We start from the raw sequence: 16,617 nt of genomic DNA, 5'->3' as shown, positions 1-16,617 counted from the left end.
CCGCCTCGGAGCGGGTGCCGTGTCAAGTATCCCCCGAAACCTGCCGCTGGGTGCAGGGATGCTCGTCACGGTCCCATTCGCCGGACGGATCGTAAGCCCTCGACCGCGCCTCGGCGCGGTGTCGCCTGCATCGATATGCGTCGGTGACCTTGGCGGGTTCGGACCGCCAAGATCGACTGCACGGCGATACGCTGACGCAACTCCCGCAGGTGGCGCCCGTCCCGCTCTGGCCGCTGGACACACCCTTCGCTGTCGCCCATAACGCCAAGGACGCGGCAGAAAGCGTTGGGAAAATCCCAACGCCGCAGCTAGGCTTGATGCATGGACAAGGAACTGCTGGCGGCGGGGGAGCGGATCCGTTCACGAATGCCGTCTGAGATGAGCCAGCGAACGCTAGCCGACCTGGCCGGTATGAAGCCCGACGCGTTGTCGCGCGCTCTGAACGGGCAGCGTGGCTTCTCGTCGGTCGAGCTCGCGAGAATCGCCGATGTGCTCGGTGTCGAGCTCTACTGGCTAGTCACCGGTGAGCGGGACCCGCAGCGGGTCAGGATCGCCGCCCGGCACAGCTGGGACGTCGATCGTGGGGTGCGTGCCAATCCCGGCCGCGCGCGCGATGAGGCCCTCCTCGAGCAAGTTGCAGCCACCTACAACGCAGCATTCCCCGCAGGCCCTCCGCCCAGCAGACAGCTACCGGAGAGTCCCGCGGACTTGCGTGCCGAGTTGGGCGAGGACTTCGTCGAGAGCTTCGGCGAAGTCGTGGAAACCCGGCTCGGCGTCGATGTCATTCGCCTCCCGAGGATCACCACGTCCTACTCGCTCACCATCGGCACGCGCGGGATCGTCATGCTCGCGACCACGTCCAATTGGTTCTGGAGCAACTGGTCTCTGGCGCATGAGCTCGCACATCTAGCGCTCGGTCACCACGGTGGGAGTGCGGAGCCCGGAGAAAGGGATGAGCGCCCGGCCGACGACTACGCAGCGCAGCTCCTGCTCCCCGAAAGACTCGTCGAGCAGGAAGATTGGCATGAGATGGACGAGAGCGGCCTAGCGAGATTTCTCTGGCGAACAGGTGTGTCCACGAAGGCGCTGAAGAAGCGCTTGGCAGTGCTCAGAATCCAACCGTCGACAGAGGTGGCCTCGGCCTTGAAGCAGTCCACACCAACACTGATCCGAGCTCATGCGACTGGTGATCGAATGATCGGTGACCGGACGTACGTCACCTTGCGACAGCAGGCGTCCTCCGCCCGCGAACTACCTTCGCTGTTGGTCGAGGCGCTACAGCGTCGAGTCGAGCAGGGCGCCATCTCTCCCGAATACCTTGCGTGGGCGCTGGATGTGCCAGTCGACGAGATCGACTTTCCAGAACTGGAGGATGCCGACGAATCGACCGCCTTCTACCAGCAGGCGCTCGAGAGGCGGCCTAGCCGAACAGCTTTGGAGGATTGGCTGTCGACGAACGGCCTTCCTGCCCAGTGAATCCGACGACGGTCCGCTGGCAGACGATCACCGATCGCCGCGGAGCCACAGAACTCGAGATGTTCTCGTGCACGACCCCGCGGCCGCAAACCTCGAGTGGTCGGAAGATGCCGCACCCGAAACCATGGGAACGCGCTGCGCAGAGCATCATTCGACAGAGTCCGAAATGCCTGAAGGCCGGAAACATCCTCATTGTGGGCAGGCGAGAAGACAGCGAGGAGATCATCGCCGCAGCGCACCTGATATTCGAGAAGACGTCGCCCCCGCTCTTTGCTGCACACGTTGCAGCGATCGGGATAAGCGTCACTGCGCGAGGTCAGGGCGGCAAAGTCGCGGACGGTGCTCTTGACCAAGTGTGCAGGGTAGTCGGCGAACGAGCGCATCGGCCCACCGCTGGTCCGGTGCTGGTCACCGCGAATATTCACACGCGGAACTACCCGAGTCAGCTCCTGTTCGAGCGCGCAGGCTTCGAACCGCTCTCCCTTCCTGTCGGCGAACACCAACAGTGGATCCGCAACCTCGGAACTCGCCATGGCGAGTGACTCGTGCGCCGTGGCCCCATCATCGGACCCGCCGTGCTCTCAGGTTGCGTCGCAGATGGCCCGCAACTCGATCATGGCAACGATCACCGCTGGTCAGCCGACAACCAACCGCACCGCCGCCTGGCGCTCGTCCTCGCCGACCTCCCCGATCTCGAAGTTCTTGCCGACGATGTGCTGGACCAGCGCCGGTTCCGGCGGCAGGCCGTATTTGCGCAGGTAATGCGGGACAGCGCCCGGCCACACGAACACCCCGTCGGTGTGGAAGTTCATCGGCACATCCCGAACCTGCGCGTCGAAGTCGTCGGTGTCGTAGCTGCGTGCGCTCAAAACCACCGGCGCGTGGGCGAGGTAGTCGAGCACCCGCTCGCTGATCCGAGGGTCGATCGCCGGACGATTCACCACCGGTTTGCCCCCGGCGTCGCGCCCGTCGAACGGTGCCGAAAGTCGAAGTTCACTCATGATCGACCAACCTACGCGGCACCGTCCTCAGCCGCTTTCCCGTGCTAATGTCCCTGGTCAGAGCAGTGTCCGGCGAGAAGGGGTGGGGATGAAACGCGCAGGTACAGCGGTGCTGGTTGCGGGGTTGGCGGTGGCCGGGCTGGCCGGGTGTGCGGCGGGGGAGACGTCGCCCGAGGTGACGACCGCTGCGGCCAAGCCGGCGTTGTGGAATCCGTGTACGGAGATTGCGGATGATGTGTTGCGGGCCGCGGGGGTGGATCCGGGTACAGAGGAGACTGGACTCGCCGGTGTTCCACAGTCCGGCTGGGAGATCTGTGGTTGGCGGGGCCCCGAATACTCACTGACTGTCTATACGACGGACAAAACCCTGGCGCAGTTTGAGCAGAAGCCCGGGAACATCAACTTCGCCGACGTCACGATCGCGAACAGGTCAGGCCGCCAGTTCCGCATCGAGGGCGATACCCGCAACGCGTTCTGCGATGTGGTGTTCCCCGCAAGCCAGGGTGTAGTCCAGTTGGGGGTCAACAACTCTGCTATAGCGGATGGGCCGTTGGACGACCCGTGCGCGTACCTCCAACGTGCGGGGGCCGTGCTCGTCCCGGCGTTCCCGAAGTAGGCGGCAATGGCGGAATCGACGCCCTACAGCCAACTCCTCGCGCAGGCCCGCGGCGGGGAGGTCTACTTGAACAACGAAGCCGCCGCGTACCACATGTACAAGGCGTGCGATCAGCGCCTGACTGACCTCCAGGGAATGGTTGATTTCTCGAGGCGAACCCAAAACGTCACCGGATTCGGCGATTTCGATATGGCTCGCACACTCGAAGCAAAGTTTCGCGCCCAGGCCATCGGCGACCCGAACTCGCTGTATGAGGTCCTCATAAAGGACATCGAAGCCGTGAAACAACTCCGCGAAGTCTTCTCCATCTCCTTCACCCGCCTCACCGGCCAAGACATCGAAACCGCCAACGCCCTCGACTACACCGCAGGCCAGGTGTAACCCATGACCAACCCCACCTCACACCTCGCAGGCGTCGACTTCCTCTCCACCTGGAAGCGCCAGATCGGCGACCTGATCACCGGCAACGGTGAGGCCGAAGCTCCCGACGCCGCCGAGGTCCAGAACAAGTTCAACGACCAGCGCGCGACGGTCCGCCAGAATGCCAAAGATCTCGGTTTCGACGGTGAATACCGCCCGAAGGCGGTGAACGGCACCGATGAGTTCGACAAGCCGAATCTCGCCACTCTGCGGGCCAAGGTCGACCAGATCAATCTCGAGGCCGTGACGAACCTGGTCGACGCGTGGAAGGAGATAGCGACCCGCAACACCACCTCGCTGGACGAGTTCCGCAAGCAGATCACCCGCGGCATGTCTCCCGACGTCTGGTCCGGTGCGGCGGCGACCGCGGCCGCGCAAACCGTTGCGGCATATGACAACACCGGCAAGCGGGTCACCACAGCGGCGGCCCTCACCAGCAACAAACTCGACGAACTCCGCACCGGATTGGAGCCGACCAAGAATCTTGTGCCGTACCCGCCCGAGCACCGCAGCGGAGGCGACAATCTGCACAGTTTCCTGGCGGGCCGTGGCTGGCGCAATGACGATGTGGCGCAACGGAATGCGAAGGCCGAGGCCGTTCGGGTACTCGAGTCCGTCTACGCCCCGGTGGTCCACGAATCCGACACCGACGTTCCGGTCATCCCCATCCCGAAGGCCATCGACAACAGCGGCGACCCCGGAAATCCGGGCGGCACAAGGCAACCCGATTCAGGCAACCCGTCGTCCGGCACGCCCGATACGACGCAGCCGTCGTCGGCGGACCCCGGAACCACCCCGGAGCCTACTGACGAAACACCCGACACAGCGACTGACGACGACTCGCCCGACACCGCGACGTCAGACGACGACTCGTCGTCCCCCGAATCGACGAACCCGCAATCGACGAACCCGCAATCGACCGACCCCACGGCGACAACACCTTCCGGCGTCAACCCCGCCGGCGCCGGGAGCCCGTCCGGAAGTCCGGGCGGCGGGGGAAGTCCCGGCGGTGGCTCCCCCGGCGCGGGCGCTCTGTCCCCCGGCGGAGCGGTCTCCGGCTCACCCTCGACCGCGGGCAACCCGTCGGGCGTGGCGCGGGTGGGTGGTTCGTCCGCGGGCGCGGCAGGTCGCGCCGGGATGCCGGGCATGATGTCGCCCGGCGCGAGGGGTGGGGGCAAGGACGACGAGTCCACGAAAGGCATTCCCGACTATCTCGTCACGCAGGAACACGGTGACGAACTCACCGGCCTGGACGACATGCCCAAATCGGTCCCGCCCGTCATCGGCGCGGATTAGTCGTTGGTTTTCTGATGGAGCAGAGTAGATCTTCCGTGCACACCTGGCATCTCACCGCATTAGAGTTCCGCACGCTGTGGGAAGCGACGGGCCGCGACGTCCTCCCGTACCCCCTGCACCATCGCCACACGACCGATTTCCGCGCTGATACCGATCGGCTCCGCCGCAAGGCCGCCGAGTCACTGCAAGCCCAGTTCGACACCAATCTCGACTACGCCGTCGCGGCTCTGCTGGCCCCGCACGCACGCGTCGAGGTCGCCGGATCCTGCCGTGGCACAAGAACTATCCGCGCATACGGCGGCACCCGCGACAACTACGCCGCGCTGGCCGTCCAAGCCCCCGGCGACGAGGAGAACGCAGGCGATATCACCCTCCGCCTCCTCGCCACCGAAACACTCGCCGCCGCAGTTCTTTCCACGCTTCCCCAGGTCGCCCCCGGAAACGGCCGCGAAATCAGAGTCACCGCAGCAGAACTCGCGGCCCCCCGCCCGCACGTCCGCGACCCGTGGAACCCCACCCCACGGGAACAACTCGAAACCTTCCTCGCCAAACCCACCGACACCCTCACCCACATCGGCGTCTATGCCCACGGCAGCGTCGACAACCGCCACACCGAAGGCCGCGACGACTTCCAGCTCCACGACCTCACCAACGACGGCCGCTACGTCTTCTACGGCGAAACCACCTTCATCGCCAAACCCACCACCCCCACCCGCCTCCAGGCCACCCTCACCTCGATCCTCACCACCACCGCCACCAAGGCCCGTGCAGGCGCCTACCGCCCCCACTGACCACAGCGGTGTTCAGCTCGCCAGAGCCGACAGCTCACCGGCCTCGCCACCCATCAGCCGCCTGGCCCGCACCAAATGATCTGCGGCCGCGATGATTCGGTCGTAGTAAGTGGTGGTGTCCGGGATCCCGTAATGCTCGGCGAACCATCGAGCGACTTCGGTCCACGAGTACAGGGAATAGCCGTCGCCGCTCATCGGTGTGGGGAAGCCCCCTGGGCCGCGGTCCCCGTTGGCAAGTCGGCGGACCGCCTCGTAGGTCCGTGCGGTTCTCGCCGCGATAGTCTTCAGGGTGACCAGGTTCTCGGTTCGCACACCAACGACGGCAAATCCGGCCGCCTCGGTCTGCCCGACGGCACTGATGATGGCGGACGCCAACGAGTCGGCATCGCGATGTACATGCAGGACCGGGGTCGTGCGTGGTCCGAACTCCGGCGTCGAGTCGTCGAGCCCCGCTTCATACAGCGAGTCGAGCTCCTTGTCAGTCGGTGTGTGATCGAGCACCAGCGTGAACTCGTGGTGACTCATCGCGACTCCTTCGTATCGGTGTGCTGCCGCGCGAACCGTCGAATCGCATCGGCATTGTCCTCGGGTACACGTGGGGTCGACCAGATGGCGATTGTGTCACCGGTCGCCCGGTGGCGAACGACACCCCACCGGTGTCCACGGTGCATTTCCTCGACCTCGAAGTGGCCGAGGTCGAGCTCAGCGAGTGCCGCATTGATTGCCTTCTTCGGGTGCCGCCCCCTGCTGACCATGTGGTGTGACTATACACCAGTGCTGGTGTGTAGTCACACCGGCTGGGTGGCCCTCGGCTGCGCTACTCGAACCGTCACCTTCTTGCAGTCAGGCGCGATCGGCTCCGGCGCCCGTCGAGTGTGGTGAGGAGCCCCCAGCGATTCCGGGTAGTGGGATCGGGCGGCCATCTCGGCGGGCACGCCCGACCTCCAGAACCGCCATTGTGAGAGTTCTGTCCCAGCCGTCAGCATGTGCCATGGTTCCGAATCCGTTGTTCACCACCAGCGCATCTGAGGAGACCACTGTCAGAACGTCGCGGAGGAACTCGACTGTCGACGCCCAGACGGCTTCTCGATCGGAGCTCACCTCGAAATCGCAGTACAAAACTTGCCCGGCATGGCCGACAGTACCTGGATGAGAGTCCACTGCGACGGCTTCGTCGGCCGTGGCCAGGAGTGGGCACCACCGGCGGTCCCACCACACCATGCGCGCCGCGCCCTGGGCTGACCCGTCTAGTCTCGCGTATGGTACGCCGGGGCCGAAGGACTCCGCTTCGCTGGCGCGGGCGTCGCATAGTTCTCCAGCCGACTGGGGACTCTCCAAGCACATCCCCAAGATGTCTCTGCCGCCGAGAACCGACCACAACGCGATCGCTTCTGCCGGAGCTGGAACACCTGTCAGCTCTTCATATCGGGTAGCGGCATGGTTCTCGCGCCGCCGAGGAAGCTCGAAACCTCTGTCGGCGAGTGCTTCCCGGATTCGATGCGCCGAGACCGCTACGTCGCCCATCGGTCGCGTATCCTCGTCTTTCGCATTGATCAAAGATCCTGTGGGCGAAGTATTTCCACGAGTTCAGCAGGTTCGAGACCGCTGAAGACCTGATTTGCCCACTTGATTGCTTCGTCGATATCGTATGAATATTCGATCCGGAACTTTCCGGATCGCGCTACAGTGCATTTTATTCCCATGCACTCCTCACCCTGTGCGGTGAGCAACTTGTCTGTAGACATCTGTACACGGCGGTCCACCTCAACGTGGTCGAACAGGCTGACAACGGCTCCTTCGTCCGCACGGTAGGCGACGACAATCCAGGTGCCGACTCCCTGTACAGCCTGGACCCTCGTCGATACCGCGTACGTCCAGTCCGGATATCCGAGCGTGGCAGCTTCCCCGGTAGCAACCACCAGCTCTGTGGTGACTTCGGCCTCATCGATGTCTGTCATGAATCCTCCTGGTCTGATCGGAACTGTTACTCGCGATAGTTTTTGAAGTCGGCGGATTCGATTCCGTAAGCCTTACGTGCGAACGTATTTCCGCCATCTTGATGCCAGTATCAGACTCGGCTTGGGGGCCGATCATCATTGCGCGGACAACGAGCCGTGTCCATCCTTCGGAGAGAGTCTCGAGGATATCTCTGGTGATATCTGCAAGCTTTTCCTGCTGTTTTACCGGGCTGAGCGGTGGCCAATTGGCCATTGTTGAATTTCCTCCTCGTATCCTCCGGCTAGGAGAACCCAAGTGAATCTTCTTGTGCTCGATCAATCTTGTGCTGCAGCCATTTTGGTGTATGTGCCGAAGCTCGAGGGTAGCGTTGCTGGTCTAGGAGATATATGCCATTGACTAGACGTGGGAAGAAATCTGGTTCGCCATCGTAATCGAACTCGAGGGTCACGTCTCCTGAGTTGTCCAGGGTGTATACGGCGGTGAACCAGGTGCCGGTCCCGGGCACGTACATTCTCGTGCGCAGTGCGGTGAAAACGGCGAATATCTCTGGCTCACGCCAGTTTGTGAGTGGCCTGGGTGGGCACTTCTTGGCTGCGATTGCCTTCCTGCCCTCTTCCTGTGTGGCGAAGCTCAGCAGGGACTTGTTCGGCTCGTAGTCCGTCGCTTCGCCCCCGGCGGAAATCCACTGAAATTGCCTGGATGCGGAGGTGTCGACCTCACTGAACGAGTATCTGATCTTCGACCAGCCGTTCGGAGCGGCGCCGCGCAGACGTTCGCCGACAGCGACCAGCTGGTCGACCGTCGTCTTGTCGAATTCTGCACCCTCGATGGCTATGGCTGGGAGCGCTGAGGGCGCGGCAGGTGGCGGATTGAGCGGGACTCGTTCGGGGACTGTCAGATCTTGGTGACCGATGAGATTCGTCCCGGGTCGGATCCGCGTGGGGCGGTCCACCTTGCGTCGTGGCAGCCGAGATCCATCAGGCCGCGGTTGAACGAACCAGTCCGGAGGTGTTCGCGCAGCGGACAGTTGGGTCCTCAGCCAATCCGGGACGAACTCGATGTCGCGAGGAAAAAAGTCGAAGTCGTCAGCGTATGACTCAGCTGCGAGTGCTGGGTCGAAAGGGGCGTCGTCGTAGTCGAACAGCAGCTGCCAGCGATCGTCGCTGTGCACAGTGTAGTGCACCGAGAACCAAACTCCGAATGGTGCCATATTCATACGGGGCCGAAGGTCTCCCAACATTTCGAGCGCTTCCAGGCTCGGATCAAATTCCCTTCTGGAGCCATCATTCAGAACGGCAGTTGCGTCATAGCCGTAGTTACCGATCAATGTCCTCGCGCGAAAGGATATCTGGACCCAGTCATCAGGCGCGTCCTCTGTGACTATCTCGTACAGCTCTTCGTGAAGGTCCTCGGCGAAGGACTCTCGCCAAGCCGACACGGCTGCTGGGTCGCGTGGGTCTGGTCGACCAGGTATCGTCACGGATCTACCTTTCATCCGGCATCAGTACAATCGAATTCGCCATAGAAACCGAATCAGTTTTGGTTTCCGGCCTCGATCAATGCATCGGCTAGCCATGCCGGAATATGTGCAGGATCACGTGGAAATGCTCTCAGGTCTGACTCAAACACTCGGTTCGGCAGCGGAGAACCCAGATGTGGGGGTGACTCATAGTCGAACGAAGCATCGTATTCACCACTGTCCGTCACGGTGAGCGTCATGGTGAACCAGGTACCCTTCCCGGCCTCGTACATGCCGATCCGGAGCGCGGCGACACGTTCTGCTTGAGATGGCATGGCGAGAAATCGAGACTTGTCCACGGTGCCGTCCGTGCCGACAACTTCGTAGCTATGCCGATATGACTCGATCGTAGCCTCCATCACCAGACGCAGTTGTTTCCACTCAGGCGGTGCAGCCGAGACCATATCCACCCCGATCGAGCGCATGATCGTAGCTCTCTCCAACGGGGGCATCGATACGTACTGCACTGTTCACTCCTGAAATGGTGGCATATTCGGATAGCTGTGTGCTCCGAGCTGCCGGAGCACGCCGTCTATGTGTATGGTGGGTTGTATTGATATCGGTGTAAGGTCCGTTCGAGAAGGATTGTACGTCAGCTCGATTGTCAGGTGGATCACGGGTGGCGGAACTCTGGAGAGTTCGTTTCCGATCGCTATTTCGAGTGCACGCCAGTTATCCATGGCGGTTCGGCCTTCGCCGATCAGCCTGTTGAGATTACTCAATTCTGGAACCATGTTTATTTCCTCGCCGGGACCGTCGAATTGAGTAGCGAAGAGATGCCCGCCGTCGAAATTGACCAATTGGTATAGGGCCACCTCCTGCGGAGTGGGCTCCCGATCGTAGAGTTCCTTGAATGCGTCGATAGCTTCCTGGTTGATCTGTTCGATCTCGGCTTCTCCGATATTGCCGACATCGGCTTGTCGAGGTCCTCGTCTGGAGTCGAGGGAGTCAACCAGTTCGAGTCGTCCTCTTGCCTGTACCACTCGCCCGTGCTCGTCGGTGGTGTACGTGAACCGGCCACCGTCGACGGTGTACGTGCAGTTGGGCAATGGCATCCGGAGGTCCGGATTGAAGCCCTCTAGCTCTGCATCACCCGAATCTGTGTAAACCTCGGTGATATCGCCGTTTTCATCGGTGATGAACAATCCGCGATCTCGACCTTTTCGATCGGTTACCCGGTATGCGGTGTTCGGGCTGAGCCGTTCAGGCGCGGGCGGGTTGGCGAATGTGCCACCACGCTTCCGGCCGAATGGCCTCGATTTGGCAGGTGATCGGCGATCCGGTGGGCGGATGTGTTCGATTGGTCGATCGCCCGCAAGCGCGGTGTAGTCGTTGGGTGGATTGCGATCGGACCGATGGAAGACACTTCGGTCGACTGCAGTCTCGGGTGTCAAAGCCGTCGGCGTTGTCCCAGGCGCGTGCGAGTTGGGCCCCTCCGGCTTGGAGGTGCCGTCGGGCCGGTGCGTTTGCCATTGTCCATCCGGCGGCATTGTCGGACTTCGCGTGCCGTCTGGATTCACCGTTCCGCTGGCACTGAAGACATTTCCGTTGCTGTCGGTCCACGCTGCTTGGGTCGGCGCGAGTACTTCGACGCCCAGGTGCTGGGCCAGGCGGTCGGCGAAGCCGTTGGAGGAGGCGTCGCAGCCGATTAGGCGGATGGGGGTTACGCCGTCCCAGCCGGAGCGGCGGAGGAGGTCGCCGTATTGCTCGGGGGTGAGGGTGTGGGGGCCGATTCGGGCTTGGCCGTCGGGGGTGATGTGGGTGTCGGCGGTGAAGCGGGTGGGGTCGGTGGGGACTCGGTGGGGGAGGTCGCCCATGGTGGGGTCGCCGCGGTGGTGGGAGACGCCTGCGGGGGTGTTTTCGGCGAACTGGTTGTGGATGGCGTCGAGGTCGACCGTGGTGTCGGTGTCGGTGTCGGTCTCGGGCCTGGGAGTGGAGTCGGTGGGGGGTGGGGTGGAATCGGTGTGTTGGTCTGCCCAGGACGGGGTGGTGGACCTGGCTAGGTCGGCTCGGGAGATGTCGGCGCCGAGTTGTCTGATGTCGTCGGGGGTCAGAGTTGGGGTCGAGCTCGGTGGTAGGCCGAGGTTGGTGCGGACCGTGTTGGCCAGGTCGGTGAGGGTTGGGTCGGTGTCGGCGTCGATGGTGAGGTCGGCGGTGGTCGGGTCGGTGGTGGGGACGACGTCGACCATGAGCCAGTCGCCGAGGGGGAATTGGCTGCCTTGGTTGAAGGTGTGGTCGGTGGCCAGTTGGGTGCGGTCGGTGATGGTGGCGACGGTGTCGGGTGATGTTGTGGGGGAGCTGGTTACGGCTGCTGTAACGCGGACTACGCGGACCGGTGCGCCGAGGGCGTTCGGGTAGCTGGCGCTCAGGTAGGGGCGGCCGGTGGTGGGGTTTACCTGTAGGGCTTGGTTGTTTTCTGGAGAGAGCGGGCGTAGGGATTCGCGGGCCTGGCGGGCGCGGTTGGCGTTCTCCAGTTGTTGCGGGGTGAGATCGGTGTTGTGGGTCGGCCGGGTGTCGGTCGGGGTTGTGGGGTCGGTAGGCCGGGCCGGGTTTGTTGCGGGGTTGGATTCTGACGGGGTCGTCGAAGTGGCTGCAGGCGAATTGGTGTCGATGCGTGCAGGCGAGGCTGATCGTTCCGGCTCGGTATCGGCAGTGCCGCTCCCCGGCCGGGAAGTGGCTGGAGTAGGCGTCGTTGCCGGAGTTGATGTCGGTGTGGGGGTGGGGCTTGGCGTGTCTCGTGGCGGTGCACTCGACTGGTTGCCTGTGGACAACTGTGGAGTATTCGTCGTTGCCGGCTGATTCGTCGGCGGCGTGACCGGAGTGGTGCCGATCGGCGGGGTCGATCCAGGGAACGTGGAGGCGGGGTTGGAAGGTATTGCGGCAGTGGACGGCGGGGGCGTCGTCGTTGTCGGTGCGGTGGGTGTCGTGGCTGTCGGGGACGGAGCAGTTGTTGTCGCGGCCGCGGTGGTGTCTGTGTCGGTCGACTGGTTCTGACGGCTGGGGTCGGCTGGCGTCGGCGTCGTCGGCGTTACGGCCGCAGTCGACGGGTTGCCGGATTGCGGAGTCGTTCCGGGCACCGTGGTCGACGGGTTGGTGCTGGGGTTCGGGGTGGTGGAGGCCGGTTCGGCCGTGTTCGTCGGCTGGTTGACGGGCGCAGTAGATGTGGGGTTGGACGGCGGAGTCGAATTCGGCTGGGCTGGGGATGAATCAGTCGGCGTGGTGGGCGCGGTCGGCTGCGTGGTCGACGGGGTGTCGGCTGGCGGAAGGTCCGGTGATGACGGGCTGGGGGAAGGTGCAGCCGGTGTGCTGGGCTGACCGGTTGAAGTGGGAGAGGGGGATTCGGCTGGTGTCGCGGGGCTGGCAGGCGTGCTGGGGTTGCCGCTGCTGGGGGTCGAGGTAGGCGCGGTCGAGTCGCCATCATTCGGCGCGGCAGGTGCGGTGTTTCCGGCATCGTTGGGCGCGGGCGACGCGGTGTTTCCGGCATCGTTGGGCGCGGGCGACGCGGTGTTTCCGCCATCGTTGGGCGCGGGCGACGCGGTATTTCCGCCATCGTTCGGCGCGGGCGACGCGGTATTTCCGCCATCGCTCGGCGTGGGAGGCGCGGCATTTCCGTTGTCGCTCGGTGTGGAGGGGGCCCCGGGGTTACTCGGGTTTGTAGGAGTGGTGTCGCCCTGCGGCGACCGTCCAGGACTCGATTCGGCTGGCGTGGCGGGTGAATCGGTGTTCGGTGCGGGGGTCGAATCGGCAGGCGAGGCGGGGGTGCCAGGCTGTGTTCCACTGGGCTCGCTCGGGGAGTTCGGCGTGCCGCTCGGGTTGTCCGGTGCACCGGAATCAGACGGCGAACTCGGAGCCCCGTCGCTGGGTGTGTTGGGGCTGTCGGCTGGGCCGTCATTCGACGGAGTGCCGCTGGCTGGATCGCCGCTTTGTCCCGTCCCGGCGGGATTGGTCGAGGGCGATCCCTCACCCGGTGACGAGGGCGTTCCCGCCCCATCGGCCTGAGTTCCGTTGCCCTCCGCCGCCGACGGCGTCCCTGCTCCGGTCGACGCGGGAGAGGTGGCTCCCGGATCACCCGTCGACGCGGGTGAAGTCGGCTCCGGTGCCGAATCGCCCGGCTCACCAGTGCCCGCAGGTGTCGTGGGCGCGTCGGTATCGCCGGGCACATCATCGCCCAATTCGGGCACAGTCGGCGCGGGCGAGTTCCCGTTTCCACCACTGGATTCCAGCGCGCTCTGCACACCACCGGCACCCGCGCTGGTGAACGTGTCCACCCCGATATCGAGGTTGAAATCCTGCCCCATGAACAGGGATGCCGCTCCGGCGGAGGCGACCTGGGCGGACAGGTCGGCGCCGAGTTCGGTGGCCGCACCGGTCGCGGTCTTCGCGGCGAGCTTGCCCAGCCCGGACGTGATGCCGTCGCCGACACCGTCGAGCTTGCTGCCGAGGCTGCCGCCGACAGCGCCGCCGACAGCGCCGCCGAATGTCGCCAATCCCAGGTCGGACCAGCCGAATTCGTCCATCGAACGGTCGCCGTTGGCGACCTGGATGGTGCGCGCGATGCCGTCGATCCCGCCTTCTTCGAGCGCTTCGAACGCCGCTCCGCGCAGTGCCGCTCGGGCCGCCGCCTTGGCGATGCCGCGGGCGATCATCCGGGTGAGCAGTGATTTCATCGCGATGCGCACCGCGACCTGCGCCGCGATCCGCGCGGCTACACCGGCGGCGGCACCGATGCCGGTCCACGAGGTCGCCAGTGCGACACCGATTTCCACGGCGGCCACGATCATCGTGCCGATGATGACCATCTTGGTGTGCTCGATGTCGTTGGCGCCGTCGTCGAGGAGTTCGGCCTGCTTCTCACACCATTTGCGGATCGCGGTGAACGCGGCCTCGTCACCGGCGAGGAGTTTGTCGCGGTAGGCGGCGAGCGCGTTGTGCGTCTCGCCCTCGGACAACGCGGTCAGCGCGGAGTTGAGCGCCTTGGCCGCCTCGTCGTCGACGCTGTTGAGGGTTTGCGCCATGCTGGTCCACGCGTCGGCGGCTCGCCGCATGGCGGTTTCGTCGCCTTCGGGCCAATCACCGGCGCCGAGAATGTATTTCGCTACCCATTGCAGCGAATCGGGGATTTCGATTCCCACGCGGTCAGGTGCCGGTCTGGTTCAGCTGGGCCGCCGTCGCCGTGTCCTGCTCGGACAACTTGGTGGCGATGGTGACCATGTTCGTCCCGAGCTGAGTCATCGATTTCGCCAGATTGGTGACCGATGTCTTGCCCTTTTCCACACCCGGCGTGTAGTTCTGGGCGAACGCCTGCCCGATCTCGTCACCGCCCCAGCACTCGCCTTCGGCGGCGAGGGCGGCCGCCAGCTTGTCGACCGCGGTGGTGATGGTCGATGCGACAGCGTCGAACGAGGGTTGCGTGCTGCGTAGCGCAGCGGGATCAGCGTTGATCGAACTCACGGCAGCAGTCCCCGGAAAGGCTTCGGCGCCAACGAATCCGACGCCGGTCCCCTCTCGGTACGCGCCACGTCGTTCTCAGCCCACACCGCCGTGGGCAGCTCGTCGATCATCGAAAGTCCCACTCTCGGCACCAATGCTGTCGAGATATTGGACGTTTCGAATCAGACCGCGGATCCCGATTGTGCGCTATGTCTCGATAGTCGATCGCTCGCTATCAGTGCCCCATCTGCACGTCGATGCTCTTGGTTCGCGCCAGCTCGTCGAAGGTCAGGGTGGCCGTGAAACCTGGTCCGGTGACGGTGGATTGGGTGTAGTCGGCGGACCAGGTGATGGTGAGGCCGCGGTGGTTGGCGTAGGCGTGCAGGGCTCGGCGGTGGTCGTTGAGGGGGAATTCGGTGAGGCCCTGCTGGAGGACTCGGGTGATGCGCGGTGCCGCGGGTGCGGGGAGCTGGAAGAGCGGGTGTTCGATGAGGAATGCGGCGCGGGTGCCGCCGCCCACGGGGCCGTTGTAGGCGGTCCAGGCACCGGAGATCGCTTTGCAGGCGTCCATGAAGGTGTTCACCGCGCCCTCGGCCTGGGTTGGGGTGCCGGGTAGGGCGGCGAAGGGGACTTCCACGTTCGCGAGTTCGCTGATGCGGTGGTGGATTCCGAAGTCGCGGGCCGATTGGGCCAGGCCGGTGACGGTCTCCGGGTAGCCGGCCGGATTGCCCCACGACCACAGCCAGGATTGCGGACCGGGGGCGGCCGAGCCGAGCAGGTGGACGGCCGAGCATTCGATCGGCTGCTCACCGGTGAAGGTGAACCGGCCCGCACGCAGGTCGACGCTCCACGGGCGATCCCCCACCACGTCCATCAGATGCAGTTGATGCTCGAACGAGAACAGGGCCGCATCGTCCAACAGGTTCGCCAGTGTCACTCCAGACATGGTGGCGAGGGTACCGAGATAAACGGCGAATCAGATTGCGAGGACGGTCTTTCCGCGGGCGCTGCCGGCGCCGAGGACGGCGGGGGCGGCTTCCATGGGGACTGTTGCTTCGACCGGTACCACTACATCGCCGGAGGCGACTCGGGTGAGCAGGCGGGTCAGTTCTGGTCCGCGGCCCTTGGATTCGAAGTTGCCACCGGTGATGTCGTGCTCGTGCAACGAGTTTTCGTCGGCGGCCCAGGTGGTGGAGTAGGCGCGGCCGCCGCGGCGGACGAGGGTGGCGTGGGAGGCGAAATCGGCGGGGCCGCTGATCAGGTCGAAGAGGACGTCGATGCCGTCGGGGTGGGTGAAGCGGACGGCGCCGGTGACGCTGGAGTCGCGGCTGGTGGCCGGGTCGGGGTCGACGACGTCGGGGTCGGCGGGGCGGGTTTTGGTGTAGTCGATCGTTTCGGTGGCGCCGAGGCGGGCGACCTGGTCGGCGGCGTCGCCGCGGGCGGTGGCGATGACGTGGCCGCCCGCCATATTGGCCAGCTGGACCAGGAAGGATCCGACGCCGCCGGTCGCGCCGACGATCAGCACCGTCTGGCCGGGCCGGATCTGGGCGGCGTCGACGAGGTCCTGGGCGGTGACGCCGGCGACGGGGAGCGCGGCCGCGGCCACCGAGGTGACGCCGTCGGGGATCGGGACCAGGGTCGCGTCCTCGGGCAGGGTCGCGTACTGGGCCCAGCTGCCGTGGCCGGCCGGCGCGGTGAGGAACTTGCCGACCACCCGGTCACCGACGGCGAACGCGCGCACGCCAGGCCCGATCGCCGAGATCGTGCCCGCGCCGTCCACGCCGAGGATCATCGGGAAATCGGTGGGCATCTTGCCCTCGAGGATGCCGTCGGCCATCTTCAGGTCGAACGGGTTGACCCCCGCCGCGTCCAGCGCGACCTGCACCTCACCTGGTCCCGGCTCCGGCACCGGCACGTCGGCCAATTCAGGGGTGGCGCCGAACTTCTGAACCACGATCGCGCGCATATGTCTCCTGTGTCGGTGGAGCCGGGTGGTCGTCGAGCGCGCCGCGAAACGGGTTGCGGCAGATCGAGCATCTCGTTGCGCAATCTTAGGTGGGCAGGGCTGCGACGTGCGGTGATTGATCGTCTTCGGTGGTGTCGCGGCGT

16 protein-coding genes are annotated in these 16,617 nt (G+C 64.7%); 7 read left to right on the top strand and 9 right to left on the bottom strand.

Features of this window, described 5'->3' with window-relative positions; genetic code table 11:
* Positions 1-321 precede the first annotated feature (321 nt).
* Positions 322-1,476: a helix-turn-helix domain-containing protein gene (locus ACFWF2_RS07145; protein ID WP_379305488.1), complete on the top strand. Its 1,155-nt coding sequence runs from the start codon at positions 322-324 to the stop codon at positions 1,474-1,476.
* The gene (locus tag ACFWF2_RS07140) at positions 1,443-2,018 is read left to right on the top strand and encodes a hypothetical protein (protein WP_379305486.1); all 576 of its coding nucleotides are present in this window, start codon (positions 1,443-1,445) and stop codon (positions 2,016-2,018) included. The genes ACFWF2_RS07145 and ACFWF2_RS07140 overlap by 34 nt, the downstream gene beginning before the upstream one ends.
* 93 nt (positions 2,019-2,111) lie before the next feature.
* On the opposite strand, the gene ACFWF2_RS07135 is transcribed toward ACFWF2_RS07140, so the two are convergent.
* Positions 2,112-2,477, bottom strand: coding sequence for a hypothetical protein (locus tag ACFWF2_RS07135; RefSeq protein ID WP_379305484.1), 366 nt, complete (start codon positions 2,475-2,477; stop codon positions 2,112-2,114).
* A gap of 88 nt (positions 2,478-2,565) precedes the next feature.
* On the opposite strand from ACFWF2_RS07135, the gene ACFWF2_RS07130 reads away from it, so the two are divergent.
* The 4 genes from ACFWF2_RS07130 to ACFWF2_RS07115 are packed head-to-tail and all read left to right on the top strand — an operon-like array spanning position 2,566 to position 5,600.
* Positions 2,566-3,093: a DUF3558 domain-containing protein gene (locus tag ACFWF2_RS07130; protein ID WP_379305482.1), complete on the top strand. Its 528-nt coding sequence runs from the start codon at positions 2,566-2,568 to the stop codon at positions 3,091-3,093.
* A gap of 6 nt (positions 3,094-3,099) precedes the next feature.
* A complete protein-coding gene (locus ACFWF2_RS07125; protein WP_379305480.1) occupies positions 3,100-3,474 on the top strand; it encodes a hypothetical protein in 375 nt (124 codons plus the stop codon).
* A gap of 3 nt (positions 3,475-3,477) precedes the next feature.
* The gene (locus ACFWF2_RS07120; protein WP_379305478.1) at positions 3,478-4,809 is read left to right on the top strand and encodes a hypothetical protein; all 1,332 of its coding nucleotides are present in this window, start codon (positions 3,478-3,480) and stop codon (positions 4,807-4,809) included.
* A 14-nt stretch (positions 4,810-4,823) separates the two neighbouring features.
* Entirely contained in the window at positions 4,824-5,600 is a 777-nt protein-coding gene (locus tag ACFWF2_RS07115) for an ESX secretion-associated protein EspG (RefSeq protein ID WP_379305476.1), read from the top strand.
* Positions 5,601-5,612: 12 nt separating this feature from the next.
* On the opposite strand, the gene ACFWF2_RS07110 is transcribed toward ACFWF2_RS07115, so the two are convergent.
* Positions 5,613-6,125: a hypothetical protein gene (locus ACFWF2_RS07110; protein WP_379305474.1), complete on the bottom strand. Its 513-nt coding sequence runs from the start codon at positions 6,123-6,125 to the stop codon at positions 5,613-5,615.
* A gap of 110 nt (positions 6,126-6,235) precedes the next feature.
* Between ACFWF2_RS07110 and ACFWF2_RS07105 the strand changes: the two genes are divergently transcribed.
* Positions 6,236-6,364: a hypothetical protein gene (locus ACFWF2_RS07105; protein WP_379305472.1), complete on the top strand. Its 129-nt coding sequence runs from the start codon at positions 6,236-6,238 to the stop codon at positions 6,362-6,364.
* 789 nt (positions 6,365-7,153) lie between these two features.
* On the opposite strand, the gene ACFWF2_RS07100 is transcribed toward ACFWF2_RS07105, so the two are convergent.
* The 7 genes from ACFWF2_RS07100 to ACFWF2_RS07070 all read right to left on the bottom strand — a co-directional run bounded on the left by ACFWF2_RS07100 (position 7,154) and on the right by ACFWF2_RS07070 (position 16,474).
* Positions 7,154-7,558, bottom strand: coding sequence for a hypothetical protein (locus ACFWF2_RS07100; protein ID WP_379305470.1), 405 nt, complete (start codon positions 7,556-7,558; stop codon positions 7,154-7,156).
* Positions 7,559-7,839: 281 nt separating this feature from the next.
* On the bottom strand, positions 7,840-9,039 hold the full coding sequence (locus ACFWF2_RS07095; RefSeq protein WP_379305468.1) for a hypothetical protein: 1,200 nt from the start codon (positions 9,037-9,039) through the stop codon (positions 7,840-7,842).
* Between the two features lie 53 nt (positions 9,040-9,092).
* On the bottom strand, positions 9,093-9,545 hold the full coding sequence (locus ACFWF2_RS07090) for a hypothetical protein (RefSeq protein WP_379305466.1): 453 nt from the start codon (positions 9,543-9,545) through the stop codon (positions 9,093-9,095).
* A 3-nt stretch (positions 9,546-9,548) separates the two neighbouring features.
* Positions 9,549-13,877 (bottom strand): DNA/RNA non-specific endonuclease, encoded by a 4,329-nt coding sequence (locus tag ACFWF2_RS07085; RefSeq protein ID WP_379305464.1) that lies wholly within the window; start codon positions 13,875-13,877, stop codon positions 9,549-9,551.
* A 337-nt stretch (positions 13,878-14,214) separates the two neighbouring features.
* Positions 14,215-14,529 (bottom strand): WXG100 family type VII secretion target, encoded by a 315-nt coding sequence (locus tag ACFWF2_RS07080; protein ID WP_379305462.1) that lies wholly within the window; start codon positions 14,527-14,529, stop codon positions 14,215-14,217.
* A 214-nt stretch (positions 14,530-14,743) separates the two neighbouring features.
* Entirely contained in the window at positions 14,744-15,454 is a 711-nt protein-coding gene (locus tag ACFWF2_RS07075; protein ID WP_379305460.1) for a DUF6882 domain-containing protein, read from the bottom strand.
* A gap of 30 nt (positions 15,455-15,484) precedes the next feature.
* Complete coding sequence (locus ACFWF2_RS07070; RefSeq protein WP_379305458.1) at positions 15,485-16,474, bottom strand: NADP-dependent oxidoreductase; 990 nt, start codon at positions 16,472-16,474, stop codon at positions 15,485-15,487.
* Between the last annotated feature and the right edge of the window lie 143 nt (positions 16,475-16,617).

The organism is Nocardia sp. NPDC060259 (genome assembly GCF_042728775.1).
In the GTDB taxonomy this organism is placed as follows: Bacteria; Actinomycetota; Actinomycetes; order Mycobacteriales; family Mycobacteriaceae; genus Nocardia.
The sequence above is the reverse complement of the archived record's forward strand: the minus strand, read 5'-3'. Positions and strand labels throughout refer to the sequence as shown.

Bases quoted from the DNA above. Each gene is read 5' to 3' on its own strand.
- ACFWF2_RS07145 (WP_379305488.1), top strand. From the start codon at position 322: ATGGACAAGGAACTGCTGGCGGCGGGGGAGCGGATCCGTTCACGAATG.
- ACFWF2_RS07135 (WP_379305484.1), bottom strand. From the start codon at position 2,477: ATGAGTGAACTTCGACTTTCGGCACCGTTCGACGGGCGCGACGCCGGG.
- ACFWF2_RS07130 (WP_379305482.1), top strand. From the start codon at position 2,566: ATGAAACGCGCAGGTACAGCGGTGCTGGTTGCGGGGTTGGCGGTGGCC.
- ACFWF2_RS07125 (WP_379305480.1), top strand. From the start codon at position 3,100: ATGGCGGAATCGACGCCCTACAGCCAACTCCTCGCGCAGGCCCGCGGC.
- ACFWF2_RS07120 (WP_379305478.1), top strand. From the start codon at position 3,478: ATGACCAACCCCACCTCACACCTCGCAGGCGTCGACTTCCTCTCCACC.
- ACFWF2_RS07115 (WP_379305476.1), top strand. From the start codon at position 4,824: ATGGAGCAGAGTAGATCTTCCGTGCACACCTGGCATCTCACCGCATTA.
- ACFWF2_RS07110 (WP_379305474.1), bottom strand. From the start codon at position 6,125: ATGAGTCACCACGAGTTCACGCTGGTGCTCGATCACACACCGACTGAC.
- ACFWF2_RS07100 (WP_379305470.1), bottom strand. From the start codon at position 7,558: ATGACAGACATCGATGAGGCCGAAGTCACCACAGAGCTGGTGGTTGCT.
- ACFWF2_RS07085 (WP_379305464.1), bottom strand. From the start codon at position 13,877: ATGGTCATCATCGGCACGATGATCGTGGCCGCCGTGGAAATCGGTGTC.
- ACFWF2_RS07075 (WP_379305460.1), bottom strand. From the start codon at position 15,454: ATGTCTGGAGTGACACTGGCGAACCTGTTGGACGATGCGGCCCTGTTC.
- ACFWF2_RS07070 (WP_379305458.1), bottom strand. From the start codon at position 16,474: ATGCGCGCGATCGTGGTTCAGAAGTTCGGCGCCACCCCTGAATTGGCC.